Source organism: Paenibacillus whitsoniae (assembly GCF_003955665.1).
Classification (GTDB): domain Bacteria; phylum Bacillota; class Bacilli; order Paenibacillales; family NBRC-103111; genus Paenibacillus_E; species Paenibacillus_E whitsoniae.
In genome coordinates this window covers 19,848-44,960 of record NZ_RXHU01000056.1, presented here as the reverse complement: position 1 = coordinate 44,960, position 25,113 = coordinate 19,848, and the positions used below count along the sequence as shown (strand labels likewise).

The window sequence follows — 25,113 nt, the reverse complement described above, 5'->3', positions numbered from 1 at the left end:
TGGTTTGTGCATACATAGGCTTATGAATGATGGAGGGGAATGCGGGTGGCGAATGTAGAAGAGCAGCAAAAAACGAGAGAATTGGACGAGCCGCGCGAAAAGGTGCAGCTCTCTGAGGAGAAGAAGGCGGAGATTCAGGAACGGATCCTGAAAACGATCTCCGCCGAGCTGGGGCTGCCTGCCGGCAAAGTGAAAACGACGATGGGGCTGCTCGATGAGGGCAATACGATCCCATTTATCGCCCGGTACCGGAAAGAAATGACGGGGGAGCTGGACGAGAACCAGCTGCGGGATATTGAGGAGCGCTTGCAGTACCTGCGCAATCTGGAGGACCGCAAGCTCGAGGTCGTTCGTCTGATTGACGAGCAGGGCAAACTGACGGACGAGCTTCGCAACGCGATCGAGGGCGCTGTGAAGCTGCAGGAGATCGAGGATTTGTACCGGCCGTATCGCCAAAAGCGGAAGACGAGAGCCAGCGTGGCCAAGGAGCGGGGGCTGGAGCCGCTCGCGATGTGGATCTGGAAGCAGCCTCGTCAAGGCTCGCTGGAAGCCGAGGCGGAGCGTTACGTGAACGCCGACAAAGGTGTTGGCAGCGCCGCCGAGGCCATTCAAGGCGCGATGGATATTCTGGCGGAGAATATCGCGGATGACGCCAAAATCCGGGCGTGGGTGCGCCGGTATACGCACGACCAAGGTGTGATTCGCACGGAGGCGAAAGACGCCAAGGCGGAATCGGTGTACGAGATGTACTATGCGTACCAGGAGCCTGTGAAGCGGCTGCCGCCGCACCGGATTCTCGCGATTAATCGCGGAGAGCGGGAGGATGTGCTCAAGGTTAGCCTTGATGTGCAGGCGGACAAAATTCACGAGTACATGCTTCGTCAGATCGTTCGGGGTGACTCGGTTGTTCGTGATGTCCTTCGAGCGATTGTCGAGGACAGCTATAAGCGATTGATCGCACCATCCATTGAGCGCGAGGTGCGCGGTGAGATGACCGAAGCCGGCGAAGAGCAGGCGATTAAGATTTTCGCGGAAAATCTGCGAAATCTTCTGCTCCAGGCGCCCGTGAAGGGCCATGTGGTGCTCGGTGTCGATCCTGCGTATCGGACAGGCTGTAAGCTGGCCGTCGTCGACGACACCGGGAAAATGCTTGAAATTGCCGTGACGTACCCGACACCGCCGAATAACAAGGTGGCGGAAGCGAAGGCGAAGTTCAAGCAGTTGATCAGCAAGTACGGGGTGGAGCTGATCGTCATTGGGAATGGGACGGCGTCCCGTGAAACGGAGCAGTTTGTTGCGGAGCTGATCGGCGAGATCAAGGAGCGCGAGCTGAAGTACTTGATCGTCAGCGAAGCGGGGGCGAGCGTGTACTCGGCGTCGAAGCTGGCGCAGACGGAGTTCCCGGAGCTCGACGTCGCTGAGCGAAGCGCGATCTCGATCGCGCGACGGCTGCAGGACCCGCTCGCGGAGCTTGTCAAGATCGAGCCGAAGGCGATCGGCGTCGGGCAGTACCAGCATGACGTGTCGCAGAAACGTCTGGATGAGAATCTGAAGGCCGTCGTCGAGTCGGCCGTGAACCATGTCGGCGTGGACCTGAACACGGCGTCCCCGTCTTTGCTCTCGTACGTGTCGGGCGTGAACGCGACGCTGGCCAAAAACATCGTGAAGTATCGCGAGGAGAACGGCAAATTCAGCTCCCGGCAGGAGCTGGCGAAGGTGCCGCGGCTCGGGGCGAAGTCCTTCGAGCAGTGCGTGGGCTTTATGCGGATTCCGGGCGGCCGTAATCCGCTCGACAACACCCCGATCCATCCGGAGTCGTACGACGTGGTGGATCGGCTGTTCAAGGAGCTGCGCCTGGAGCTGGCGCAGCTGGGCTCTCAGCAGCTGCTCGAGCTGCTGAAGACGGTGGAGCCGGCTGAGCTGGCTCCAAAGCTGGGCGTAGGTGTCCCGACGCTGCGGGACATCCTGGACAGCCTGCAGCGCCCGGGGCGCGATCCGCGGGACGAAGTCCCGGCGCCGATCTTCCGCACGGATGTGCTGCAGCTCGAGGACCTCGTGCCGGGCATGGAGCTGACCGGCACGGTGCGCAACGTCATCGACTTCGGCGCGTTCGTCGATATCGGTATCAAAAACGACGGGCTGGTACACATTTCCCAGCTTAAGAACGGATTCGTGAAGCATCCGATGGACGTGGTGTCCGTCGGCGATATTGTGAAGGTCTGGGTGCTGAACGTCGACCAGAAGAAAGGCCGCGTCGGTTTGACGATGAAGAAGCCGCAGCAGTAAGGATGGAGCAGGTGAAGCCGGAGGGCTTGCCTGCTTTTTCTTGTTATGGGGAGACATAAGGTGAATTACCTGATCTCCACAGCTCAACCCCCGGGTTCCGTGAGCGGATCCACCTCCTTCAGCGCATACACCTTAAGGCGGTGCCCTTCTGTCACAAGCGCGAGCCGGCCTTCGGTCGCTAGTCGTCCCAGCCAGTCCGCCGCCGTGCGAATGTGCACGTTGCATTCGGTGGCGACGTCACGCAGTCTGACGCGGCCGCCTAGCCGTGTGGCGAGCTGCAGGACCATATGCCGCCGCAAATCCCAGAGGTCCTCCTCTATAAAGCGGCGAGGCGCATCCTTGCGTATGAAAGGCACAACCTTGCGGCCTGCAGCGTGACGGGCGCGGCGGGTTTTGGCACGAACGGACAGTTCATGCAGGATCTTGGCGGCAAATACGATGCGCAAGTTCCTCATTCGCTCGGCGCTACCGGAAGCCATCGGAACGGCAGGAGCAGGCCCCCCTTCCAGCTTGCGCAAGCCTAGCTCGCGCAGTTGTTTCAAAAATCCGTGTGGTTTTCGATGTGGCATATGACCTCTCCTTTAGAAATGGATACGAAAAAAAGCACACCCGGCCTGGCAGAACGATCTTCTGCGCAGAACGAGTGTGCTTCACTCTGAATTACAATTATTTACAGTATAGCGAGTATGTTTGAGGATTGTCAACAGTTTTTTACAAATGTTTACAAGATATGAGGCGAAACGCTAAAATTTCCGTTTCCCGGGTCCATCGGACTGTGAATCCGGCCATTCCTCTTGCGAGCGGCGTGTGCGGTAAAAGAACCAACTTTCATTGAGCAGACGGATTTGTCTGCGATTTTTGCTCTGGAAGGCACGCATTAATTGATTACAAAGCCATTGAGGCATATGCCCATCCCCTTCTTCACCATATCTTACAGCATATGAAGGAGAGCGGCTTTGGGTGCAGGTCCCTCTGCCGGCAGAGGAGCCTACGCCTCAAATTCCTCTTCGTACCATTGCTCAAGCTGCGCTTGGAGCGCACGAATTTCGGTCAGAAGGGAAACCAGCGGATACGATTTCTCCTGGATGGCAGCGAAGCTTTGCTCCAAGCGGTTCAAATAATCGAGTCCCTGAATCAGTGTATACGTCGTCCCGACCAGTTCGAGATCGTCGCATTCGGCGATAACGCGTGGCAGTTGCGGGATGTGATCGGCTGTAAGCTTGTCGACTTCTTTGTGCAGACGTTGATTGAGGGCGGTAAGCTGATAAGAATAAGAAGAAGGCATTGCCACAAATTCAAGCTGGTTATCGAGCTGTAGAATTGCATAGCGCATTTTTGGCATAAGAGGAGGTCAGATCCTTTCTTTCGTTGTCTTTCGAGCATCTTTTCTACTTGACAGTATAGCGGTACATACGGTACAAATTCAAGTGAGAACTTCTTGGGGCGGGAGTGTAAGGTGAATGGATGATGCAGAACTGCAAGCATGGATTGAGCAGGTTTCGCTCGCGTCGTTTGGCAGACCGTTCGTTCATCGGGCGCGGTTTAATCGAAGGTTGACGTCGACGGGCGGGCGTTATTTTATGAAATCCCATGACATCGAAATTTCCTGGCTGCAATGGGAGACGTACGGTCGCGAGGAAACGGAGAAAATCATTAAGCACGAGCTGTGCCATTACCATTTGCATCTGCTGAAGCGGGGATACAAGCATCGGGATCCCGATTTTAAAACATTACTGGCCCGGGTCGGAGGCTCCCGGTACTGTCAATCCTTACCGCAGGCGAGGCCGAAGCAAGCTTATAAGTACAAGCTGGTATGCGCAGACTGCCGGACCGAATATTTGCGCAAAAGAAAGGTCGATGTCCGCAAATATGCGTGTGGCAAATGCAGGGGGAAACTGAAATCGTATCCACTTGACTTCACGAAGCCTTCATAATACAATAAAACTTGTCCATTCCCTGATAGCTCAGTTGGTAGAGCACTCGACTGTTAATCGAGTTGTCACAGGTTCGAGTCCTGTTCGGGGAGCCAATATGGAGAGATACCCAAGTGGCTCAAGGGGACCCTCTGCTAAGGGGTTAGACTGCGTAAGCGGTGCGAGGGTTCGAATCCCTCTCTCTCCGTTAGTGAAATAAGTTCAACGGCATATTGCCGTTGGGCTTATTTTTTTTGTAGGTTATTAGAGAAAACTTCTAAAATTTACATAAAAGTTTTCTAATAAAATTCTAACAACGATTAAATGATTGTCCGATATATTGAAAATAAAACATCTATATGGGGGAACTCGCTGTGGCTCAATTGTTATCCGTACGCCTGCGCTTGATTTTATTGCTTTTAATTCCATCTTTGATGTATGTGTTCACAAGTGTGTATATGCTTCAAATGAATCATTCCACAGCGGAGTCTTTAACGTCTTCGTTGTATGAAACCTCGGATCGCAGCACTTCCCTGATCCTGAACGCGGATCGCGACATGTATCAAGCTTTAACGGCTTACCAGCTGTTGGTGTCGGGCACGCTAAATGCCGAGGAGAAAGCGGCCCAGTTAAAAGCGCTGCAAGAAAACATCGAACAAACGAATACAAGGGTTGGGCAGGCTGTTGCGATTTTGAAAGAAAAGCAGCTGCTGCAGACAGCTCACGCGGAGACGAACACGACGATTAAGCAAAATGCGGCTGACTTTCAGGTTTCTTTTGACCAGTGGGTGAAGGGAGCGACCAGCGTCGTACAAAGCGGTGCGGTTGGCAAAGGAGTTGTGAATGATCCTAAGCTTATGGACGTTTTCGAAAAAGGGCGCGCCCCTCTGAACCGGATCGGCGAAATTCTGGATGCGGATGCACACCGCAGCATAACGGATGTTGAGGCCAAAAACCGCCAATCAGCCCGCGGTGTTTATATCGGTGTTGCCATTGTACTTATTAGTCTGCTGCTGCTCGGCGGAATAGTCATTCGTAAAATCATGCAGACCGTCAGACGTATTCTAGATGTTACAGGTAAAATTGCCGCAGGCGATTTGTGCATCCAGCCGCAGCAAACATATGCTCGAGACGAATTCGGTAAAATCGCCCAAGCGATCGATCTCATGCTGAACAATATGAAAAGCTTGATCGGAACGATTGCCCAACATACGCAGTATGTGCATGATGCTTCGAATGATTTGTCCGACAGCTCGAAGGAATCTGCGCGGGCGGCAGAGCATGTTGCTTTGAATATTCAGGAGATGGCGCAGGAGGTTGAAGTGCAGGCAAGAAGCAGCGAGGAGACGAGCCGCGCGATTGAGGAGATGGCGATCGGCATTCAGCGCGTTGCGGAAAATGCCAGCATCATGTCGGATCACTCAACGCATACATCGGAGCACGCGGGGCTTGGTCATACGATGCTGGTGAAGCTCCAGGAGCAGATCGTGCATATGCTGAATGCGGTCGAGCAATTGTCCGGCACCGTGCAGTCGCTTACACGCAAATCCGATCAGATTGGCGAGATTGCCTCGAGTATTACGTCATTTGCGAATCAGACAAATATTCTTTCGCTGAATGCCTCGATTGAAGCGGCAAGAGCCGGGGAGCATGGCAAAGGGTTCAGCGTCGTGGCGAACGAGATTCGCAAGCTGGCTTCTCAGTCGCTGGCCTCGGCAGATACGATTAATCAACTGATTGACGAGACGCGGGTGGAAATCGCCAGTGTGTCGACGTCGATGGCTCAGACGCGGCAGGAAGCGAGCGAAGGCTCACGATTGATGGCGGAAGTGAATCAGAGCTTCGACACCATCCACAGCTCGGTTACGCAGATCGTGACACAAATTCATGAGACGTCCGCGATTACGCAGCAGATGTCGGCGAGCTCCGAGGAGATCTCGGCGACGATGGACCATGCGGCAGCCAGTTCTTCGCAGATGATGACGAAGTCGCAAGCCGTAGCGGCGGCAACGGAAGAACAGCTGGCGATGATGGAGAACATTGCTGCGGCGTCCGAGCAGTTGCGCACGGTTGTGGATGCGCTGACTGGGGCTGTGGCGGTATTTAAAATCAAGTAACGGTTGGCTTAGGTAGGTGTACCTGCTGCTAATCTTGGTCATGCAGATGCAGGGGCTGTTCGTCGGTCCCTGCCCATATTTTTTTGATCCGAAGGGTTGTCATTTTCTTATAAATGCAGTATAATCATTTTTGTCGTCCAAGCGGGCTAACATCTTTAAGTTGATATTATGGCCCGTTGGTCAAGTGGTTAAGACACCTCCCTTTCACGGAGGTAACAGGGGTTCGAGTCCCCTACGGGTCACTTTATTTCTCTCTTTGCGGTCGTGGTGGAACGGCAGACACACCATCTTGAGGGGGTGGCGCTCACAAGGCGTGAGGGTTCAAATCCCTCCGACCGCATCCCAACGAAAACCCTTGTTTATCAAGGGTTTTTTGTTATTTTTAGAGTAGAATTCTAACCATACAAGGTTGGCCCGCCGGTTCTTGCCCAACTAGGCAGACTAGCGGAACTACACGCCGCTATTACGATGAATTTCGCAGTGTTCAGCTAGGAAGCGGAACGTGGAGACCTTAATCTGGCTCTGGGACGTCAATTTCGCTCAAAATAGCACAAGTAAGGTCGTCTCGTTCCCCTAAGGAAACAACACCGTCGGATTTTTGAAAATAGCGTCGTTACGATCCTCTTCTCCAAGAGAAATATATCGATTATCTCGAGCTGCTGTTCACGCCGGAGCAGGCGGCGGCTTACTGGAAGAAGATGACCGGCAGCGGCGGCATCGTTGAGATTGACCGCAAGCTGGCGCAGCCGAATGCGGACGGCGGCAGCATCTTGGAGTGGGGGGAACTCGACAGCCAAGCTGCTGAAGGATGGCGAAGGAACGAAGACCTTCCGGTAAACCGTGCCCAATGGTGGGGAGGATCTGAACATCGATTGGCGGTATGTCGACGATAAAGGCTGGCGCATCGACGAACCCGTCGACACCATCAGATAGTTCGGATCCGTGAAGAAGTGTCTCAATCGACGAGCAAGGCGCTCGCCGTGCGCATCAGTCAGATTGATCGAACACTTGAGGAGATCACATATTATCTCTTGCGGCAGATCGTGACGCCCGATTCGCAATTCGCCTATTTGGCAATGGCGGCGCTGCCGGAAACGAGCCTGGTGAACTTTGTTCACCGGGCTTTTTGGCTGTATTGCCGGGGGGGTCAAGCTAGCGTTTTGACAATATGGTTGCATTGAACCTGCATTTCCTACATTGCGAAAGTGGCAAATTTCCCTGAGTGATTAGGGGTTAGAGGAGAGGGGGCTTCAGCGAGTTTTGCTGCTCGGGATCACTCTCGCTCGAAAATAAACAGAGATGATGCCTCGTAGACATCATCTCGTAAAAGGTACACTATTTGATGGGATTAGGTTAATTGATGGAATCCAGCAAAGTTTTCACATCAGGATTCAGGTTTAGTGTTTTTAATATGACCGTCAAAGCTTCAGCGCGGGTAGACTGTGCTTTCGGAACGAACAAACTGTCGCCAATACCGTCGATGATTCCGGTTTCAGCCGCATTTTTTATAGCGTCGGATGCGTAGGAATCTTTCAGGTCAGAAAAGTTACCCTTAGATGTATCTTTCGATACCCCATTCATATTGATGAGGCGGGATAGGATGACGACCATCTCTTCGCGCGTGATTGTCTTATCAGGGCGGAAGGACAAATCCTCGTAGCCGCTAATGACTCCTGCTTGAGCAAGGGTCATAATCGATTGATATGCCCAGTGGTCGCTAACGTCGGAGAATGACGCATTGGACTTAGAGCCGCCCGTGATGCCAAATATTCGGGTAATGATCGTCACGAACTCAGCACGTGTAATTGGAGCATCCGGCTTCGCGGAGCCATCTTCATACCCCTTAATTACACCAAGCTTTTCGAATGTATTGATCGTCATTTCTGCCCAGTGACCCTTGATATCTGAAGGCTCAACAACCGAAGTAGAGCTCAAGTGGGAAACCTTGGCCGCGGCTACCTTCTCCTTGATCGAATCTACCACGTTCTTATCCGTTCTCACGACGTCCGAGTTAAAAATTGAAGTAGTAGTCGGAATCGGAGTCGGTGTTGGGGTTTGAGTCGATGTAGGTGTTGAATCCGGTTCAGATGTTCCGCTGTTATTCTGTGGAACTGTTACCGTAATTGGAGCCGTAGCTGTAACTTGAATGTTGACCGATTGACCGCCATAGGTAGCCGTCAGCACCGTGTTACCTACATTTACGCCGTTAAGCTCGTCATTGACGATGGAAGCTACACCCGGTGCTCCGAAAGTCCAAGTAATATCGGAAGGTGCGATGATCGCTGTGGATTGATCGCTGTATACTGCCGTTACTACCGGAAGCGAAGCAGATTGACCTGCTATGATGGACACGCTCGATGGATTCGCCGTCAGGGACGAAACCACCGCGGGATTTACCAGAAGAGTTCCAGTTGTAGTTGCCCCGTTATAGTTAGCATCACCACTGTAAGTATATACAAACGTATGATCACCGGGGGGCAAATTAGATGTTACAAAACTCCCCACTCCGTTTGATAGCGCAGTCGTTTGAGATGAGCCATTGTCAATTGTAAGAGTAACTGTTCCAGTTGCTGCAGCAGTTACTTGAGGGTCATTCGAAGTGATGGTTACCGAACTGTTGATCACATGACCAAAGACTTCATTAGCTACAAGAGATTTAATCAAATTTACATTTGCCTTCACCGCATCTTGACCGTGGTAAGATGCTTCAGTGAAAAAATCCGTGTAGTTTGCCCCGCCAAGGTTGATTACTGCGGCTTGGCCATTTCCTGCGCTGATCAGCTTGATTGTGGTTGAATTGAGTACTGAAGCGCTGACATCTACATTAGCGTTATTGAGGGCTGCATTTACATCTGTCACAATCCCACCGATGCCAGACGGGGTATAGTCAGCAGTCAAGTTTATTGTTGCCGTATCATTGTCCATGTCGGCTATTGTGAATGTCTTGTTTTTAATCCCACTGGTACCTATAGCTGATGTGGTGGTGAATAAATAACTTGCCATAGCATCACCGAGTGTCAAAGTTGCCGAAGAACCAGTTGCAGTGGACTCGATTACGAATCTGTCGGGGTTGTCTGGATTTTCAACGTAGGCCCTTGCCGCCGTGGCCCCCATGTTGGCGTTAATCCAATCTACCAATACAATAATGCTATTATTGCCGGTCGTGGAGATTACTGAAGTATGATTGTTACTATCTGTAATCGAAAGCAATCCTACAGCGCTAATCGGATCAATACCACTCTTACTCACCAACTTTGCTGGTGTTGCCGATTGATTCGAGAAATCCAAATCAGTGATGTTTTTACTGTCTGCAACTGCTGGTGTGGCAGGTGTAGCCGCAAAGGACACGGAGACAAATGCGGAGAATGCAAGTGCAGATGCGAAAATAATTGCCATGATGCGCCGAGACTTACTGGAATGCATGAAGAAACCTCCTGACTGATGAATTGAATGGAAAATAAATCTATTGTGAAAATTCGACAAAAAACATCTTTATCCTGCATATCTCTACAGCATCAGGATACCTTCATCAACACAGCGTAAGAGTCTGTGTCAAGATGCAAGAGAAGGTGGCTGCCACGGCAGCCCCTTTCCTTTTTCCGGTAATGTCGGTCGGATAATCCCGCATTTCGATAATATGATGAAAAAGAATTGACAATCGTTATCAATACAAATAAAATAAATATTAAATTATAATTATTATAAATAAGTATTTATTTTAATTTTGAAAGCGAGGCTTTTTCCATGACACATAACCCGAATTATTTAACGACGAACCAAGGCGCGCCGGTGGGCGACAATCAGAACTCCCGAACGGCCGGCCAACGGGGGCCGACGTTGTTGGAGGATTATCACCTGCTGGAGAAGCTGGCGCATTTTGACCGGGAGCGCATTCCGGAGCGGGTCGTACATGCGAGAGGCGCAGGCGCTTTCGGTATGTTCAAGGTGGAGAATGCGATGAATCGCTACACCAAAGCCGATTTTCTTGGCGAAGCCGGCAAAGAGACGCCGGTGTTTGTTCGGTTCTCGACGGTCATCCATGGCCAAGGATCGCCGGAAACAGCGCGCGACCCACGCGGCTTTGCGGTCAAATTTTACACAGAGGAAGGCAATTACGATTTGGTCGGCAATCATTTGCCTGTGTTTTTCATCCGGGATGCGATGAAGTTCCCTGATATGGTGCATTCCTTGAAGCCGGCGCCGGATACGAATGTGCAGACGCCTGATCGGTACTGGGACTTCATGTCACTTTCGCCGGAATCGACGCATATGCTGACTTGGGTGTTTTCGGACTATGGTACGCCTGCGAACTACCGGGAGATGAACGGGTTCGGGGTGCATGCTTTTAAATGGGTGAATGCCGTCGGCAACTTCGTTTACGTGAAATACCACTGGAAACCGCATCAAGGCGTGCGGAACTTGAACAAATCGGAAGTCGCAGAGGTGCAGGGACGGGATTTCAACCATGCGACGCGGGATTTGTATGAAGCTATCGCTCGCGGCGACTTCCCGAAATGGGATCTCTACGTGCAACTGCTCCAGCCGGAGGATTTGGATGCCTACGATTTCGACCCGCTGGACCCAACGAAAATATGGCCGGAAGATCAGCTTCCGCTGCACAAAGTCGGTACGATGACGCTCGATCGGAATCCGCAAAACTTTTTCGCGGATGTGGAGCAGGCGGCATTCGCGCCAAGCGTGCTCGTCAGCGGCATAGAGCCGTCCGAGGATAAGCTGCTGCAAGGCCGCTTGTTCTCTTATCCGGATACGCAGCGGTACCGCCTCGGGGCGAACTACCTGCAAATTCCGGTGAACTGCCCGTACGCGGCGGTGCGCAACAATCAGCGCGACGGCGCGATGCAGATGAAGCCGCAGGTCGGCAGCGTCAACTATGAACCGACGCGCCACGTGGATGCGCCGAAGGAAGCGCTGGCGTATCGGGAAAGCTCCGCGCCGCTGCAAGGCGAGGTCGTTCGGCAGCGGATTGCCAAGACGAACGATTTTGGGCAAGCCGGTGAGACGTTCCGCAGCTTTAGCGAGCAGGAGCAGTCGAATCTGATTGACAATTTGGTCGGCGACCTGGCCACGGTGCATGAACAGTCAAAGCTGCTCGCGATTTGCAATTTCTACCGCGCGGATGCCCAGTTCGGCGAGCGGCTTGCCGCTGGCCTGAACGTCGATATTTCCCCTTATGTACGGCGAGGAGGTGCCCAGGATGGCAGCCACACATGATTTGAACGGGGCACTGCAGCGGATGCGTGCGAAGAATATCCATTTGACGCCGCATCGGTACGCGTTACTGGAGTTTTTGTATACGCAGACCGGAGGTACGAGCGTTAAAGAAATTTGCGAGGCGCTGCGCGCCAAATATCCGGCAATCACGGCAATGACGGTGAACAGCAACCTGCATGTGTTTGAGAAGCTGGGGCTGGTGAATGAGCTCGCCTTGCGCGGCAGCTCGAATTCCGTGCGGTACGAAGCGGCGATTGGTTCGTAAGTCATAGAACACTTCCAAGTGAGTTCTCTATCTTCGGATAGGAAATCGGCTTGGAGGTGTTTTTTTTGCTTGCATCTATGGCACATCCTTTACGCTGTCCAAAATCATCGGGCTAAAGAGTCACAAGTGGATGATCGTTCCCGTGTGTCTGATATTGGGTATATTCGGAACGTGGACTTAATGAAAACTTAACCTAGTCTATCGAAAATTCGTTTTTATTCGACAATAAACGATTATTTACGACTATAATTGACTATTTTTCTAGGACCATTGTGGAAATATAGTTATTTGGAACTATACAAAACATAGACAAGTCATGGTAAAACGGTAGTATCAGGATATTTTTCCTAGTTACTAGTAATTAAAACCAATTTCCAAGGGCAAATCCGACGAAAGTCGGGGACGCAAAGTCATGGGTCTAAGTCTCCCGGATCGGGGAGATATGGCTGCCAGACCGCCGAATGTTTAGGTTCTTAACCTTCTTGCACAGGTTGGATAGGACTCATCGGTTGTGATGGGCGATCCTGTACTTGGCGCGGGAAGGTTTTTTGTTGAGGTTTCGTGCGGGAGTTCAAACGATGAGAAAAGGACGTGTACGTGCGTGGTAACCTATTATAACAGGCTTAGCTCCAAAATGCTTACTTATACCATGCTGATCTTAATTGGAGTGTCAATTCCCATTTATTATGTCTCCGCTTCGCTGCAGATGATTCCGAGCGATTTATACCAGAAGCATATGCTGTATGTCGTTCCGCATGCGTTCATTTTATATGGGCTGTACAGGCTGACGCATGAAAAGGAGATCGGCAAATATCTGATTTCCGCTTACCTTTTTATCATTGAATTCACATCGCTGTGGTTCATTCCATCCTCGAATGCCGGCTTTCTTGTGTTGGTGTATGTGACGCTGTCGCTGATCTATTTGAATCTTCGGGTTACGCTGCTCGCTTCGCTGTACGGTTTGATCGTCTTATGCATCCATCACTCGCTGAACCCCTACCTTCATTTGAATTCGGTTAATGTGATCGTATTGTATACGATTTTTGGCATGTGTTGTTTGGCTTGTATCAGCATTTGCATCATTGGCAAAAGATTTTACGCCGACCTTCATCGCAGCGAGCGGGCAGCGCTGGATAACGAGTCCCGCTATCGGCATATTTTCGATCTGGCGCCGGAGGCCAATCTCGTGCATCGCGGGGATCAGGTGCTGTTTGTGAATCAAGCGGGGCTGGCCATGTTCGGGGCCGCGCGCATGGAAGATGTAATCGAGTTGAACGTTTCCTCTTTCGTCCTGCCGCAGTACCAGCCGCTGCTCGCCCATCGGTTGACGCTTTTGAAGGAGGGCAAGAAGCTGGAGCGTATGGAGCTGCAAATTTACAATTACCAAGGCGAAATCATGGATGTGGAAGTGAATTCCATTTTACTGCATTTTAACGGGCAACCCGCCGTCCTTACAAGTATTCGCGACATTACCCAAGTGAAAATGTCCCGTGATTGGATGGACTATATGAAGTACCATGATCTGCTCACGGATCTTCCAAACCGAAATTGTCTGCTCAAGCGCCTCGAAAAAGAAATTCAAAGCGCCGAAGCGGGGATGAGCGGGCTGGCTGTGATGCTGATTGATCTGGATCGGTTTAAAATGATTAACGACACGTTCGGCCATACCGCAGGTGATTTTCTACTCAAAAGCTTCGCTCAGCGTCTGCGGACGCTGCTGCCGAAATACGGCTTCGTCGCACGGCTTGACGGCGATCAATTTGTTGCGCTGCTGCCGGACGCGACGAACCGGGACGCCGAACAGCTGATTGCCAAGCTGATGGACGAGTTGATCTATCCGTTCCATACGGACGGATTAGAAGTGATTATAACGGCAAGCGTTGGCCTTGCTATGTATCCGAAGGACGGCCGCAGCGCTGAACTGCTTATCAAGCATGCGGACATGGCCATGTGTTCGGCAAAAGAGCAGGGAATCAGCCATTATGTGCGCTATGACGACCAGATGAGCGAAGAAAACAGCCGCAAATTGCGGATGGAGCATGATTTGCGCCGAGCGCTGGATCAGCGGGAGCTTCATCTGGTGTATCAGCGCAAAGAGAACATCCAGACGGGGCAGTTGATCGGTCTTGAATCGCTGCTGCGCTGGAACCATCCCAAGCTGGGGATGATATCTCCTGCTGAATTTATTCCGCTGGCCGAAGAAAACGGGCTCATTATTCCGATTGGCGAGTGGGTCGTGCGCAGCGTGTGCGAGCAGATCAACGCTTGGCAGCAGCTCGGTCTTGCGGTGCCGCCGGTGGCCATTAATTTGTCGGTGCGTCAATTCAAGCAAGACGATCTGGCCGAGAGATTGGCCCAGATTTTAGAAGAAAACGGCATCGCTCCGGGCCATATTGAACTGGAAATTACCGAATCGGTGGCTTCTTCCAACAATGAAGAGGAATTGATTCGCAAACTGTATGAGATCAAGCGGCTTGGGGTCTTGATTTCGCTCGATGACTTTGGCACGGGGTACTCCTCGTTCAGCTGCCTGAGGAAATTCCCGATCGATACGCTCAAAATCGATAAATCGTTCATGAAAGACATCGCACAGAAGCAGGAGGATATGGCGATCGTCTCCGCCATTATCGGCATGGCGCACAGCCTCCAGCTTCAGGTGCTGGCCGAAGGCGTCGAGAGCGGCGCGCAGCTCGAGCTCTTGAAGCAGCACAAATGCGATGCGGTGCAAGGGTATTTTCACGGCTATCCGGCTCCACCGGAGGAGATAGCCGGCCTGCTGGCTTTAGCGCAAGAGACGAAAGACAATTCGCGTGTATCATAAGGGAACGGCATCCTACGGGTGCCGTTTTCTTGCTGCGATGAGGAAGTTGACACACCTCTCACACAGGGCTATTATGGCAACAAACGGACAGGAGGTTCTACGCATGGCAAATCATCAACGAAAGAGGCTTACGGAGGTAAGTCGAACACTGGCCAAGGTGGCGTTGGGGGAACTGCCGGCCGAGTTGGTCATTCGAGACGGCACGCTGGTCAACGTCTATACAGGCGAGCTGCTGCCGGGCACCGATGTGGCGATCGCCGCAGGGCGAATCGCGTTGATCGGCGATGCGGAGCATACGATCGGACCGCAGACTGTCGTACGGGACGCAGCAGGGATGCATCTGGTGCCGGGGTTGCTTGATGGGCATATGCACGTGGAGAGCACGATGCTCTCGGTTACGGAGTTTGCCAAAGCGGCGCTGGCGAAAGGCACGACCGGCATTTTCATGGATCCGCATGAAATTGCCAATGTCTTCGGCTCGGAAGGCGTACGGCTCATGCACGAAGAAGGGCAAGGACTGCCGCTGAAGGTATTCACGACGTTCCCGTCCTGTGTGCCGGCGACGAACGATCTGGAGGATGCGGGCGCAAGCCTTGACGTGGCGGACATTGAAACGGGATTGGACTGGGAGGGCGTGATCGGACTCGGCGAAGTCATGAATTTTCCGGGCGTCGTCTACGGCGATCCGAAGATGTTCGGCGAGATTGAAGCGACCGTTGCTAGAGGGAAGGCGGTTACAGGTCATTTTCCAAGCGATGATGACCGTATGCTGCAAGCGTATTTGGCTTCCGGCGTAACGTCAGATCATGAGACGGTGACGCGGGAGCAGGGACTGCATAAGCTGCGCATGGGCATGCATCTAATGATTCGCGAAGGCTCGGCATGGCACGATGTCAAAGAAGTGATCAAGGTGGTGACGGAGGACAAGGTTGACACCTCGAACATCTCGCTTGTGACCGATGACGTCTCCCCGCAGACGCTTGTAGACAAAGGGCACCTTAATCACGTCGTGCGCCGCGCGATCGAAGAAGGCGTCGATCCGGTGACCGCGATTCAAATGGTGACGATCAACGTGGCGCGGTATTTCCGCCTTGAGCAGGATGTCGGGAGCATCGCCCCGGGCAAGTGCGCGGACATTGTACTCATCGAGGATTTGCGCCGGATGGAGCCGTCGACGGTAATCACAGACGGCCAGGTGATTTACGACGAGGAGCAGCTTTGCGTGGATTTCCCTGTGTACGTGTACCCGGACCGTGTTCTGAATTCCATGCATGTGAAAAGGCCGCTGACGCCGGAGGATTTCCGTCTGGCGAGCCGCGAACCTGCAGCGTCCGTGACGCGGGTGAATGTGGTGGGTGCGATTGAGAACAGCGCGCGCACGGAGAAGCGAACGGCGGAGCTGCCGGTTCTTCACGGCGTCATTCAGCCTGATCCGGCGCAGGATGTCATCAGACTCGCCTGCATCGATCGGCACCACGGTTCAGGGCAGATTTCGCTCGCATTTACACACGGTTTTCAGGTGAAAACCGGAGCGGTTGCTTCGACGGTGGCACACGACAGCCACAACCTGATCGTGATGGGGGTCAGTGAGGCGGATATGGCATTTGCCGCGAATGAACTGATTAAGCTCGGCGGCGGCACGATTGTGGTCGATGGGGGCAAGGTGCTGGCGCAGGTGCCGCTTCGCATCGCCGGCCTCATGTCTGATAAATCGCTGCCGGAGGTCGTCCGGGAAGTGACGGAGCTGGATGCTGCGTGGAAGGCGATCGGCTGCCCGCTGAACGCGCCGTTCATGACATTTTCGCTGATTGCCCTTCCGGTCATACCCGAAATTCGTATCTCCAACCGCGGGTTGGTGGATGTGACGGCGTTCAAGCTGATAGACGTCGAAATTTGAACTTTATCGCAATGAGATCAAGTTGGACCGCTTCCCAGAGGCGGTCTTTTTATTTGCGAAAATTTGATGGAGATGTTGTAAGTTTTACCATACGAATCCATTGTAAAGAAGACCATTCATTTGTATCGTTAATTACAACGAAGGAATAAAATATCAAACTTAAGGGGACAATCGTCGTTTGATGAAACCACTACAATGGGATTGTGATTTTTTTGATGCCATACTATTCGGGCGCTATGTGATGGTGCTCCGGGAGGGACGAATGGTCGGCGGCGGCATGGTGGCGGAGTTCAGGGATCAGGATGTGGTGGTTGGTCGCAAGCGCTTTCCGCGTGACGGCACGCATGCGTTTTACTTTGCGCCGCCTCCGCAATGCGAGATTCCAGAGAACTAATACCTGCAGCGGTTCAGGCAGAGCTTCTTTGCGCAAGTTTTGCGCTTGGAGCAGGACAAGACCGAGCTGTTGGATCGCGGGGCGGATGATTATGTCACGAAGCCGTTCGGCATGTGTGAACTTCTCCGAGATCGGCTATCGGTTTGCCTGGCAGGATTGGCGGATATGGACTTGGTCTGAACTCGGACTGCATTCGGACTTAGGAAGCCCTGCATCCTAACGTTTATGCCGCACCTCCGCATGACTGCATCAGCAAAAACCCCTCCCGAATACGCGAGAGGGGTTTTTGTTCTGCTTTTTAGCAAGTAAACGCATCGATGTTGCGCAGATCCACGCCGAAGTACATCCACGAGAATCCCGTCCAGCGGTAGCCGGCGATGGAGTGGCGTCCGACAAAAATCGGGTAGTACCAGAACTGCTGGCCGTTCGTCAGCCACACGTAGGTGAAGCGGAACATACAGCGTGCGATGCCGCCTGGGTCCACGGCGAATGTGCCTGGCGCTTTATGCGGCTTATGCGGCGTAAAGGTTGGCGGCGCCGAGGTTGGCGCTTGCCCTGCGCCCGGTGCTCCGGGAACGCCGGAACCGCCTGGGAATGGCGGAGGCGGGAACCCGCCAGGGTTGCCAGGGAATCCGCCAGGTGCCCCCGGGAACCCGCCAGGGCTGCCAGGGAATCCGCCGCCAGGGAAGCCGGGCAGTCCCAGATTGCGCGGATCGTAAGCCGATACCCAGCCGTAAGCTGCAGGGACCGGATAGCCGTATGCGTACGGAACCGGTTCCGGATAATAAGCGGGATAAGCCGATTCCGGCGAATTATCGATGTCCGAAGTAATCTCGAGATCGCGAAGTTCTTGCTGCTTTTTATTGTTCGAAGCCATTCTTGAAGTCCTCCTTAGGTAGAAGCGGATTGTCGATACTTACTATATGCAGGGCGTTAGACGAATGTCACGGGTGGATGGTTTGTTTTGTAAGGATGCATTCATCTGCCCATTTTGGTAATTTTATCCTACATGAGATAGTAATAATTTAGGTGATATCTCCCATTCCTTTGTTGTAATTTGTCGTTTATAATAGAAAAATGGTACAATTTTCAATTAAATGGAGCGATAACTCGTGAGAGAATTAGTAGGCAAAGTGCTAAAGTATGACGTTACGACGAGTTATGGGTTAGTTTTGGTTCCAAGTCAGACGATCGTGCTAGAAGAACATCTGGAGTTGTTCCGCCAACATCGCATTGACGTACTGGATATTGTAACCGTCAACATGCCGGATAATGGGCAAGAAGCAGCTGAGAACCAGGATTCTTCACAGCGACTCGTTCAAAAAGCGGCGCAGTATGCCAAAGATATTTTCGAACGCATTCAAACGCAGAAGAAAATTCCGCTGTTGGAAATAAAGAACGAATTGATCCCAATCGTTTCACAGGCTGCCGAGAATCCGGATTTGTTCCAGCTTTTTCAGGCGGTCAAGGCGAAGGATGAATATACACATCAGCATAATATCGGAGTTGGCGTCCTTTCCACATTGATCGGCAAGTGGATGAACCTGGAGGATACGGAAGTCGCTCTGCTCTCTCTGGCGGCAACCATGCACGATGTCGGCAAAATCAAAATTTCCCAAGAAATATTGATGAAACCCGGCAAGCTGACAACGGAAGAATATGATGAAATCAAGAAACATACGATTCTGGGCTACAACATGCTCAGGGAAACGGTCGGCATTAATTATCGGGTGGCGCTTGTGGCGCTGCAGCATCACGAACGGGCGGACGGCAAGGGGTATCCGCTGCAGCTCCAGGACAGTCAACTGGATAAAATGAGCCGGATCGTTGCCGTTGCGGATGTGTTTCATGCGATGTCGTCGAAGCGGCCGTATCATGAAATGATGCCTTTTTATGAAGTTGTCAGCCGGCTTAGAAAAGGTTTTTTCGGCGAGCTGGATCCGCACATCGTTTCAGTTTTTCTGAATAATATGATCAAAAATTTAATCGGACGGCAAGTTCTGCTCACGGACGGCCGCTGGGGTGAAGTGGTGTATATCAACCCGTCGGATGATACGAAGCCATTGGTAAAAATCGAAAATTCTTTCCTGGACCTTAGCCGTGAAAGGAATATACATATAAAGGAAGTTGTCATATGAATCAGCAAATATCCTACGAGCAAGAGGTTTTGCAGCATTTTTACGCGAACTACGGGCTGACGCAGCGGGAGACGGAAATTCTGGGCCTGCTGGCTACGCATGGATATACGAATAAAGAGATTGCGGAGAGCTGCTGCATCAGCGAGAAAACGGTAAAGATTCATCTTGCCAACATTATGGGCAAAATTGGCATCAGCTCCATGCGCAAGCTGTCGGCGATGCTGCTGCAGCAAGCGTTGAACGTGTCGAAGCTCGGGTCGAACGAGCCGACAAGGGTTGCATCGGCGGGGATGTAAGAAGCAAAGAACATACAAAAAGGTCAACCGAAGCTCGGTTGACCTTTTTTGGCATAGCGGCGCCTAGATTACATGGCAGCCGGCCTGGCAAGGGAGGCTTTTAAATAAGGAAACAGCGGCATCTCTAGCATGAGTTTCAGATAAGGTGTTCCCGAAGTTTGACCGGAAGTTCCGGGCGCATCGCCAATCATGGCTTTTACAATCTGATAATGCGTAACTTTCCAGGTGACAAAGGTGGAGTCGAGCGCTTGCATGCCTGCAATCATCGGCTGGAGGATATCCTGCGCCGGGCAGCTGCCAGGAAGGAGGGGCATCACGACGTCCTGGAGATTTGCAAAAGCCGGCTGGAGATATTCGCGCGTTACCCGCGGCACGGAATCGAAGGAAGGCGAGCGAAAGCGCCCTGGGTCGGGATGGGCGGCGTAAAGCTCGATTTTTTTATAATTTTCGGATTGAAGGGCGCTGGCCCCTCGCATATATTCGCGAAACCCGTTGAACGTGGCGCTGGTCATCGTGGAGAGGATCCGGAAGATCGCAGGACTTAGCCGAAGCACGTTATTGAGCAGATGAAAGCGCTCGGCGGCTACCGAGTAGGATTCGGCGGCGATTAGGCCAATGCATTCGTTGAGGCCTTCCGCCACAATAAGAAATAACATTTCGAAGGCCTGCAAAACGCGTAAAAACAAATATTCGTCATGCGCCACATAGACGGGAATTAAAGACAAGTCCATCAAAAGGCCCAGCTTTGGATCCAATTGCGCGAAGATGCCGTCAGTCAACGCCAGCGTCTCCTCGGCCAGATAGCTGGAGATGGCGCGATCCTCCTGTCGGGTCTCTTCTTGCCACAGCCCGATGAGATGATCGATATGTGCCGGCAGCATCAGGTGCTCGTCGAACGCGCTGCAGCTGACGATGGCGCGAATGGCGACATAGATGCGCTGTCTCAGTTTGCGAGGAGCGGGCAGGTGCTGCTGCATCCGTGCTTCTTCGCCGAGCAAGGTGCGGAGCTCGAAACGAATCAGGTCGCAGATGAGGGCAATGACAATGTCAGCCTGAGTGCGGAGCAGGATGTCGAAGCTGCGGTGATCCTGAAACAGCTCGAAGATCGGCATCGCGGTGTAGGTCAGATGGTCGTAGGATTGGTTGTGTTTATCCAAAAAGCTGCGCATCAGCGCTTGTGTCAGTCGGTAGGCACCGGATTCTTCTTCCGCGTGAAAGGCTGACAAGCCTTGATGGATCCGGACGAGTTCTGCGAGGAGCGCCGGGTCCCCGAAGTGTTTGCCTGAATTAAAAAACAGGCGGATGACCGCTTCAGCGGGAAATCCAAGCTGCTCCCAATCGGAGAAAGCAAGATCTTCGTTCTCCAAGCGGAATCGCCAGTTTTGAATCGTACTGAATGCATTTGTTTGAAGCCCTTCACCATACAATGTCCAATCCATACGATGCGCCCCCATCATAAAATGTGCCCCAATTGATACTAATTGTATCTCTCGTTTTCTATTTTGTAAACAATATGTATCAGGCTTTATTCACAATTTTTCATACAATTTTTTATTGTGTTTGATACGAAAAGTAACTATAACTATTTCCTAAATGAAAGCGTGTTTAGGCCTAATGCAACGATGGAAACCGCGAAAAATTGCGAAAAACCAAGGAAAATAGGGAAAAAATTTAGTTTCATCAAAATGTAAATAACCCATTGACCTAATTTTAGTTGTCATATAGAATAAGACTTGATACGAAATGTATCTTTTATTTCAACTATTTTTATCATGTGATATTGGGGGCTGTGAAAGGGATGCATTCACAATTGAACAGTTCGGCATTGCGAAGAAATGAAGCAAAAATCGAAAAGTGGCCGCTAACTTCCGAGCAGAAGGATCAATGGCTGCTGGAGCAGCTGTATTCTGACAATTCGACACATAACCTGGTCTGCTTATATAAACTCAAGGGCAGCTTCAACTTCGAGGCATTAGAGAAGAGCTTGAACGAGATCGTTCGACGACATGATGTTTTGCGAGCTGGCTTTCCTTTGGTGGCGGAAGAGCCCGTTCAAGTGATTCGGGCCTATGAAACGGTTCGTTTGAACGTGCTGGATATAAGCCACCTATCCGAAACGAATCGTGAGGAGGAGCAGGACAAGTATTTGCATGTTATGACGCAGACTTCCTTTGATTTAACCTCGGACCGGCTGTTCCGTGTTGGACTTCTCAAATGCTCAGCGAAGGAATACCTGTTTGTTGCCGCCTTTCACCCGATTGTCTTCGACGGTTGGTCCAGGCAACTGTTCCAGCGGGAACTCAAGCTGCATTACAAGCATTTTGCAGAAAATATGCCCGAGACCTTGCCTCCGCTTCCCCTTCAATATACGGCGTATGCCGGCAAGCAAGAGCCCGCGAGCAGCCACGAGCTGCTCGAGAGCGATATGGCGTTCTGGAGGAAGCAACTGGGCGGTGAGCTGCCGGAGCTGAATCTCCCTTTCGATTACACCAAGTCGGCTCGTCCCTCCATCCTTAGCGGCGAGTATTCGATTGCGATCCAGGATCGCTCGCTTGCAGCCGTCCAAGCGTTCTGCCGACAAGAACAAACGACGACGTTTCTTCTATTCCTGACGGTGCTCAATGTCATGCTTCATCGCTATACGGGGCAAGAGGATCTTCTCGTCGGATGCCCAGTATTCGGCCGTAGAGAGGAAGAGCTTAAGCCGATGCTCGGTTTGTTTGAAAAGACGCTCGTCATTCGCACGCAGCTTTCCGAGGATATGTCCGCCCGCGCAGCACTGCAATTGGTTCAACATATTTTCCGCACATCGTCTCAGCATCAGCATGTGCCGTTCAATAGGCTCGTCTCCGAACTGGCGCCAACCCGCAGCTCCCAACCTTTCTTTCAAGTTAGGATGAATAGGATCGATCTGACTAACAAGCAGGACAATCTTCACATTCAAGGCCTTCATTGGGAAGAATTCCCCTGCGACTCCAGCACGGCGACGGCCGACCTCACCTTGAAGATGATTGAACGTCATGGGGAATTGCATTGTTCTTTTGTCTACAATAAGGATCTATTTAAACCGGAAACAGTTGCAAGAATGGCCGGCCACTTTAACGTCCTGCTCCACAGTTTTATCGAACAGCCTGAACAAGCGATCTCTCTCCTCCCGATTCTGCCCGAAGACGAAAAGAATAAGATGCTCTACACCTGGAACGCCGCCACCAGAGCGGTACCGCCGCAGTCCTCCATCCATGAACTCTTTGAAGCCCGTGTTCTCCAACATCCCGACCGAATTGCCCTTAGCTGCGGCAGCACGCATATAACCTATGACGAGCTTAATCGGCGCGCCAATCGAATTGCCGCCTATTTGAGACAGCAGAAGCTGCCGAATGAAGGTCTGGTCGGCATGTACCTGGACCGTTCGCCGGAAGCGGTAGCTGCCATTCTGGGGATCATGAAAGCAGGCGGCGCTTATGTGCCGATTGACTCCAGTTACCCGGCTGAGCGCGTTGCATTCATGCTGCAGGACGCGAAGGTGCACAGCTTCATTACCATCTCACGCTTAGCGAAGCAGTTGCCCTCGCTGGAAGCAAATATACTGGAGCTCGACCTGGATGAGAAGAAGCTCCTCGCCCAGCCTGATGTGAATCTGCCAAGCATCAGCGGACCACATAGTCTGGCTTATGTGCTCTATACCTCCGGTTCCACCGGCAAGCCCAAAGGGGTTGCGGTTCCTCATCTTGGCATGGTCCGACTTGTACTCGATTCCGGGTTCTTGGATATGGGGCCTGATGAAACGTTCCTGCACGTTACCTCACTCAGCTTCGATCCCTCTGGCCTGGAAATTTACGGCGCACTCCTTCATGGCGGCAGGCTGGCGATTGTTAGCGCCAATCAGCCGACGCTTAAGCACATTGCCGAGACGATTCGCGATCAGGGCGTGACGCTGTATACGTCTAATCCGGATATGGTGAATCTGCTGATCGAGGATTACAGCGAATATATGCAGGGGCTTAAGCAGGTGCTTAGCGGTGGGGACATTCTTCCCGTGTGGCTGGCTCGCAAATTTCAGACGAGACTGCCCAACACCCAATTTATTAACGTGTACGGCCCGACGGAGAATTCCGTCATTACGACGGCGTACACCATTCCGGCAATCACCGATGAAGTCTCCATCTCCATCGGACAGCCGATTGCCAACGATGAAGTGTATATTCTCGACAAGCACTTGCAGCCAGTGCCGATCGGGGTTGTCGGCGAGCTGTATCTCGGGGGGGATGGTGTTGCCAGATGTTATTTACATAACGAGGCGATGTCCAAGGAGAAATTCATCCCGAATCCGTTCAGCTCGGTACCAGGTAGAATGCTCTACAAAACGGGAGATCTGGCACGCTTCAAGGCGGACCAGAGTGTCGATTTTCTTGGCCGCATGGATTATCAAGTCAAAATCCGGGGCTGCCGCATCGAATTAGGCGAAGTCGAAGTTGTGCTCAACGCGTATCCGGGTGTGCAAATGGCGATCGCCAGCGCCTGGAAAGGCGAGACAGGCGGGCAAAAGCTCGTCGCCTACATCGTGATGCAGGAAGGTGTTCAACTGGATCAGCAGCATTTGCGGTCTTTCGTACAGGAACGATTGCCTCAATACATGGTGCCGACTTTTATTGTGGAAATGGATCAAATCCCGATGACGTCCGTCGGCAAAATCGATCGGAAGAAGCTGCCCGCACCCGTTGTCACAGCTGCGGGAGCGGCGACGGTTGCACCTCGCAACAGCGTGGAGCGCAAGCTGGCCGCGATTTGGGAGCGGCTGCTGAAGGTGAGTTCGATCAGCGTCCAAGACGATTTCTTCGACCTTGGCGGCCATTCTTTGCTGGCGATGCAATTGTTCTCTGAAATCGATACAGCGTTCAATAAGAAATTGCCGGTATCCATTATTTTCCATAAAAATACGATTGAAAAGCAAGCCAGATTGCTTCAGGCTGGCGATCCGGACAAGGAAGACGCTTCTTCGGTCGTAGCGATTCAGCGAAGCGGCAGCAAGCCGCCGATCTTCTGCATTCACGAATTGTCCGGCGAGGTGCTCCTGTACTGGAATCTGGCGCAGCGTCTGGGCAGCGATCAGCCGGTCTACGGTCTGCGCTATGCGACACCGGATGACGCTTCGAAGATTACGACGGAGGATCTGGCCGCCAGATACATCCGCGATATCAAGCAAATCCAACCGGAAGGGCCGTACTATTTGCTCGGCTTCTCCTTGGGCGGCCTCATCGCGTATGAAATGGCGCAGCAGCTGCATAACATGCAGGAAGACGTGCCGCTGCTTGCGATTCTGGATGCCCGGAACCCGACAAGCTACCCGAGCAGCAAGCACGATATTGTTAAACGGATTAGGGACAATATGCGCATTTTCTTTAAAATCCCCCATGGACGGAAAGCGCGCTTCATGGCCGAGAAGGTCCGGAATGCGCTGAAGCCGCAAGACCTGCTGTTCAATTCGCCGGGGCCGGAGGCCGAGAAGCGGGCGCGCAGCTTCCTTCGCTTGCCGCGTATCTATGTTACGCGTCCGTATCCGGGGAAGATCGCCTTTTTCCGGGCGCAGCACGACTACAGCAACTACATTCTGGACGCGAAGAACGGCTGGGAAAGCACAGGAGACGGCGAGATTCATGTGCACAATATTCCGAGCGATCACGCGACGATGCTGAACGAGCCATGCGCCGGCTATATTGCGGAGGCGCTCAAGACGTATTTATAGGCCAGCCGAAG

Annotated in this window: 18 protein-coding genes, 4 tRNA genes and 1 riboswitch; of the genes, 16 read left to right on the top strand and 6 right to left on the bottom strand. The window is 52.3% G+C overall.

Features of this window, described 5'->3' with window-relative positions; translation table 11 throughout:
• The first annotated feature begins 81 nt into the window (after nucleotides 1–81).
• Nucleotides 82–2,286, top strand: coding sequence for a Tex family protein (locus EJQ19_RS18770; protein ID WP_277600964.1), 2,205 nt, complete (start codon nucleotides 82–84; stop codon nucleotides 2,284–2,286).
• Nucleotides 2,287–2,369: 83 nt separating this feature from the next.
• On the opposite strand, the gene EJQ19_RS18765 is transcribed toward EJQ19_RS18770, so the two are convergent.
• From EJQ19_RS18765 to EJQ19_RS18755, 3 genes are all read right to left on the bottom strand, one after another.
• The gene (locus EJQ19_RS18765; protein ID WP_126142773.1) at nucleotides 2,370–2,855 is read right to left on the bottom strand and encodes a hypothetical protein; all 486 of its coding nucleotides are present in this window, start codon (nucleotides 2,853–2,855) and stop codon (nucleotides 2,370–2,372) included.
• A gap of 174 nt (nucleotides 2,856–3,029) precedes the next feature.
• Nucleotides 3,030–3,191, bottom strand: coding sequence for a cortex morphogenetic protein CmpA (gene cmpA / locus EJQ19_RS18760; protein WP_126142772.1), 162 nt, complete (start codon nucleotides 3,189–3,191; stop codon nucleotides 3,030–3,032).
• An 83-nt stretch (nucleotides 3,192–3,274) separates the two neighbouring features.
• Nucleotides 3,275–3,628 (bottom strand): hydrolase/acyltransferase, encoded by a 354-nt coding sequence (locus EJQ19_RS18755; protein WP_126142771.1) that lies wholly within the window; start codon nucleotides 3,626–3,628, stop codon nucleotides 3,275–3,277.
• Between the two features lie 118 nt (nucleotides 3,629–3,746).
• On the opposite strand from EJQ19_RS18755, the gene EJQ19_RS18750 reads away from it, so the two are divergent.
• The 7 genes from EJQ19_RS18750 to EJQ19_RS18720 all read left to right on the top strand — a co-directional run bounded on the left by EJQ19_RS18750 (nucleotide 3,747) and on the right by EJQ19_RS18720 (nucleotide 7,497).
• A complete protein-coding gene (locus tag EJQ19_RS18750) occupies nucleotides 3,747–4,220 on the top strand; it encodes a SprT family protein (protein WP_126142770.1) in 474 nt (157 codons plus the stop codon).
• 19 nt (nucleotides 4,221–4,239) lie between these two features.
• A tRNA-Asn gene (locus EJQ19_RS18745) sits at nucleotides 4,240–4,315 on the top strand.
• Between the two features lie 4 nt (nucleotides 4,316–4,319).
• Nucleotides 4,320–4,407 (top strand) — tRNA-Ser (locus EJQ19_RS18740).
• A gap of 166 nt (nucleotides 4,408–4,573) precedes the next feature.
• Nucleotides 4,574–6,316: a methyl-accepting chemotaxis protein gene (locus EJQ19_RS18735; protein ID WP_164716619.1), complete on the top strand. Its 1,743-nt coding sequence runs from the start codon at nucleotides 4,574–4,576 to the stop codon at nucleotides 6,314–6,316.
• Between the two features lie 170 nt (nucleotides 6,317–6,486).
• Nucleotides 6,487–6,558: transfer RNA gene (locus tag EJQ19_RS18730), tRNA-Glu, on the top strand.
• Between the two features lie 16 nt (nucleotides 6,559–6,574).
• Nucleotides 6,575–6,656: transfer RNA gene (locus EJQ19_RS18725), tRNA-Leu, on the top strand.
• 610 nt (nucleotides 6,657–7,266) lie between these two features.
• Nucleotides 7,267–7,497 (top strand): hypothetical protein, encoded by a 231-nt coding sequence (locus tag EJQ19_RS18720; protein ID WP_126142768.1) that lies wholly within the window; start codon nucleotides 7,267–7,269, stop codon nucleotides 7,495–7,497.
• A gap of 172 nt (nucleotides 7,498–7,669) precedes the next feature.
• On the opposite strand, the gene EJQ19_RS18715 is transcribed toward EJQ19_RS18720, so the two are convergent.
• Nucleotides 7,670–9,739, bottom strand: coding sequence for an S-layer homology domain-containing protein (locus EJQ19_RS18715; RefSeq protein ID WP_126142767.1), 2,070 nt, complete (start codon nucleotides 9,737–9,739; stop codon nucleotides 7,670–7,672).
• Between the two features lie 321 nt (nucleotides 9,740–10,060).
• Here EJQ19_RS18715 and EJQ19_RS18710 point away from each other — a divergent pair, with 321 nt between their 5' ends.
• The 5 genes from EJQ19_RS18710 to EJQ19_RS18690 all read left to right on the top strand — a co-directional run bounded on the left by EJQ19_RS18710 (nucleotide 10,061) and on the right by EJQ19_RS18690 (nucleotide 16,925).
• Nucleotides 10,061–11,548, top strand: a complete 1,488-nt coding sequence (locus EJQ19_RS18710) for a catalase (protein ID WP_126142766.1) — start codon at nucleotides 10,061–10,063, stop codon at nucleotides 11,546–11,548.
• Nucleotides 11,532–11,813 (top strand): transcriptional repressor, encoded by a 282-nt coding sequence (locus tag EJQ19_RS18705; protein WP_164716618.1) that lies wholly within the window; start codon nucleotides 11,532–11,534, stop codon nucleotides 11,811–11,813. Before EJQ19_RS18710 ends, EJQ19_RS18705 begins: the two co-directional genes overlap by 17 nt.
• A gap of 369 nt (nucleotides 11,814–12,182) precedes the next feature.
• Nucleotides 12,183–12,275, top strand: a riboswitch (cyclic di-GMP riboswitch).
• 139 nt (nucleotides 12,276–12,414) lie between these two features.
• Complete coding sequence (locus EJQ19_RS18700; RefSeq protein WP_164716617.1) at nucleotides 12,415–14,634, top strand: putative bifunctional diguanylate cyclase/phosphodiesterase; 2,220 nt, start codon at nucleotides 12,415–12,417, stop codon at nucleotides 14,632–14,634.
• A gap of 103 nt (nucleotides 14,635–14,737) precedes the next feature.
• Nucleotides 14,738–16,531: an adenine deaminase gene (gene ade / locus EJQ19_RS18695; protein WP_126142763.1), complete on the top strand. Its 1,794-nt coding sequence runs from the start codon at nucleotides 14,738–14,740 to the stop codon at nucleotides 16,529–16,531.
• A 178-nt stretch (nucleotides 16,532–16,709) separates the two neighbouring features.
• Nucleotides 16,710–16,925, top strand: coding sequence for a hypothetical protein (locus EJQ19_RS18690; RefSeq protein WP_126142762.1), 216 nt, complete (start codon nucleotides 16,710–16,712; stop codon nucleotides 16,923–16,925).
• 298 nt (nucleotides 16,926–17,223) lie between these two features.
• On the opposite strand, the gene EJQ19_RS31890 is transcribed toward EJQ19_RS18690, so the two are convergent.
• Complete coding sequence (locus EJQ19_RS31890; protein ID WP_164716616.1) at nucleotides 17,224–17,802, bottom strand: hypothetical protein; 579 nt, start codon at nucleotides 17,800–17,802, stop codon at nucleotides 17,224–17,226.
• Nucleotides 17,803–18,037: 235 nt separating this feature from the next.
• On the opposite strand from EJQ19_RS31890, the gene EJQ19_RS18675 reads away from it, so the two are divergent.
• Nucleotides 18,038–19,063: an HD-GYP domain-containing protein gene (locus EJQ19_RS18675; RefSeq protein WP_126142759.1), complete on the top strand. Its 1,026-nt coding sequence runs from the start codon at nucleotides 18,038–18,040 to the stop codon at nucleotides 19,061–19,063.
• On the top strand, nucleotides 19,060–19,359 hold the full coding sequence (locus EJQ19_RS18670; RefSeq protein WP_126142758.1) for a response regulator transcription factor: 300 nt from the start codon (nucleotides 19,060–19,062) through the stop codon (nucleotides 19,357–19,359). Before EJQ19_RS18675 ends, EJQ19_RS18670 begins: the two co-directional genes overlap by 4 nt.
• A 68-nt stretch (nucleotides 19,360–19,427) precedes the next feature.
• Here the strand turns inward: EJQ19_RS18670 and EJQ19_RS18665 are convergent, their stop codons facing one another.
• Nucleotides 19,428–20,798, bottom strand: coding sequence for a tryptophan 2,3-dioxygenase family protein (locus EJQ19_RS18665; RefSeq protein WP_164716615.1), 1,371 nt, complete (start codon nucleotides 20,796–20,798; stop codon nucleotides 19,428–19,430).
• Nucleotides 20,799–21,157: 359 nt separating this feature from the next.
• Between EJQ19_RS18665 and EJQ19_RS18660 the strand changes: the two genes are divergently transcribed.
• On the top strand, nucleotides 21,158–25,102 hold the full coding sequence (locus tag EJQ19_RS18660; RefSeq protein WP_126142756.1) for a non-ribosomal peptide synthetase: 3,945 nt from the start codon (nucleotides 21,158–21,160) through the stop codon (nucleotides 25,100–25,102).
• The last annotated feature ends 11 nt before the right edge of the window (nucleotides 25,103–25,113 follow it).

Coding starts and splice junctions, on each gene's coding strand:
- EJQ19_RS18765 (WP_126142773.1), bottom strand. CDS start 2,855: ATGCCACATCGAAAACCACACGGATTTTTGAAACAACTGCGCGAGCTA.
- cmpA (WP_126142772.1), bottom strand. CDS start 3,191: ATGCCTCAATGGCTTTGTAATCAATTAATGCGTGCCTTCCAGAGCAAA.
- EJQ19_RS18755 (WP_126142771.1), bottom strand. CDS start 3,628: ATGCCAAAAATGCGCTATGCAATTCTACAGCTCGATAACCAGCTTGAA.
- EJQ19_RS18750 (WP_126142770.1), top strand. CDS start 3,747: ATGGATGATGCAGAACTGCAAGCATGGATTGAGCAGGTTTCGCTCGCG.
- EJQ19_RS18715 (WP_126142767.1), bottom strand. CDS start 9,739: ATGCATTCCAGTAAGTCTCGGCGCATCATGGCAATTATTTTCGCATCT.
- EJQ19_RS18710 (WP_126142766.1), top strand. CDS start 10,061: ATGACACATAACCCGAATTATTTAACGACGAACCAAGGCGCGCCGGTG.
- EJQ19_RS18705 (WP_164716618.1), top strand. CDS start 11,532: ATGGCAGCCACACATGATTTGAACGGGGCACTGCAGCGGATGCGTGCG.
- ade (WP_126142763.1), top strand. CDS start 14,738: ATGGCAAATCATCAACGAAAGAGGCTTACGGAGGTAAGTCGAACACTG.
- EJQ19_RS31890 (WP_164716616.1), bottom strand. CDS start 17,802: ATGGCTTCGAACAATAAAAAGCAGCAAGAACTTCGCGATCTCGAGATT.
- EJQ19_RS18670 (WP_126142758.1), top strand. CDS start 19,060: ATGAATCAGCAAATATCCTACGAGCAAGAGGTTTTGCAGCATTTTTAC.
- EJQ19_RS18665 (WP_164716615.1), bottom strand. CDS start 20,798: ATGGATTGGACATTGTATGGTGAAGGGCTTCAAACAAATGCATTCAGT.
- EJQ19_RS18660 (WP_126142756.1), top strand. CDS start 21,158: ATGCATTCACAATTGAACAGTTCGGCATTGCGAAGAAATGAAGCAAAA.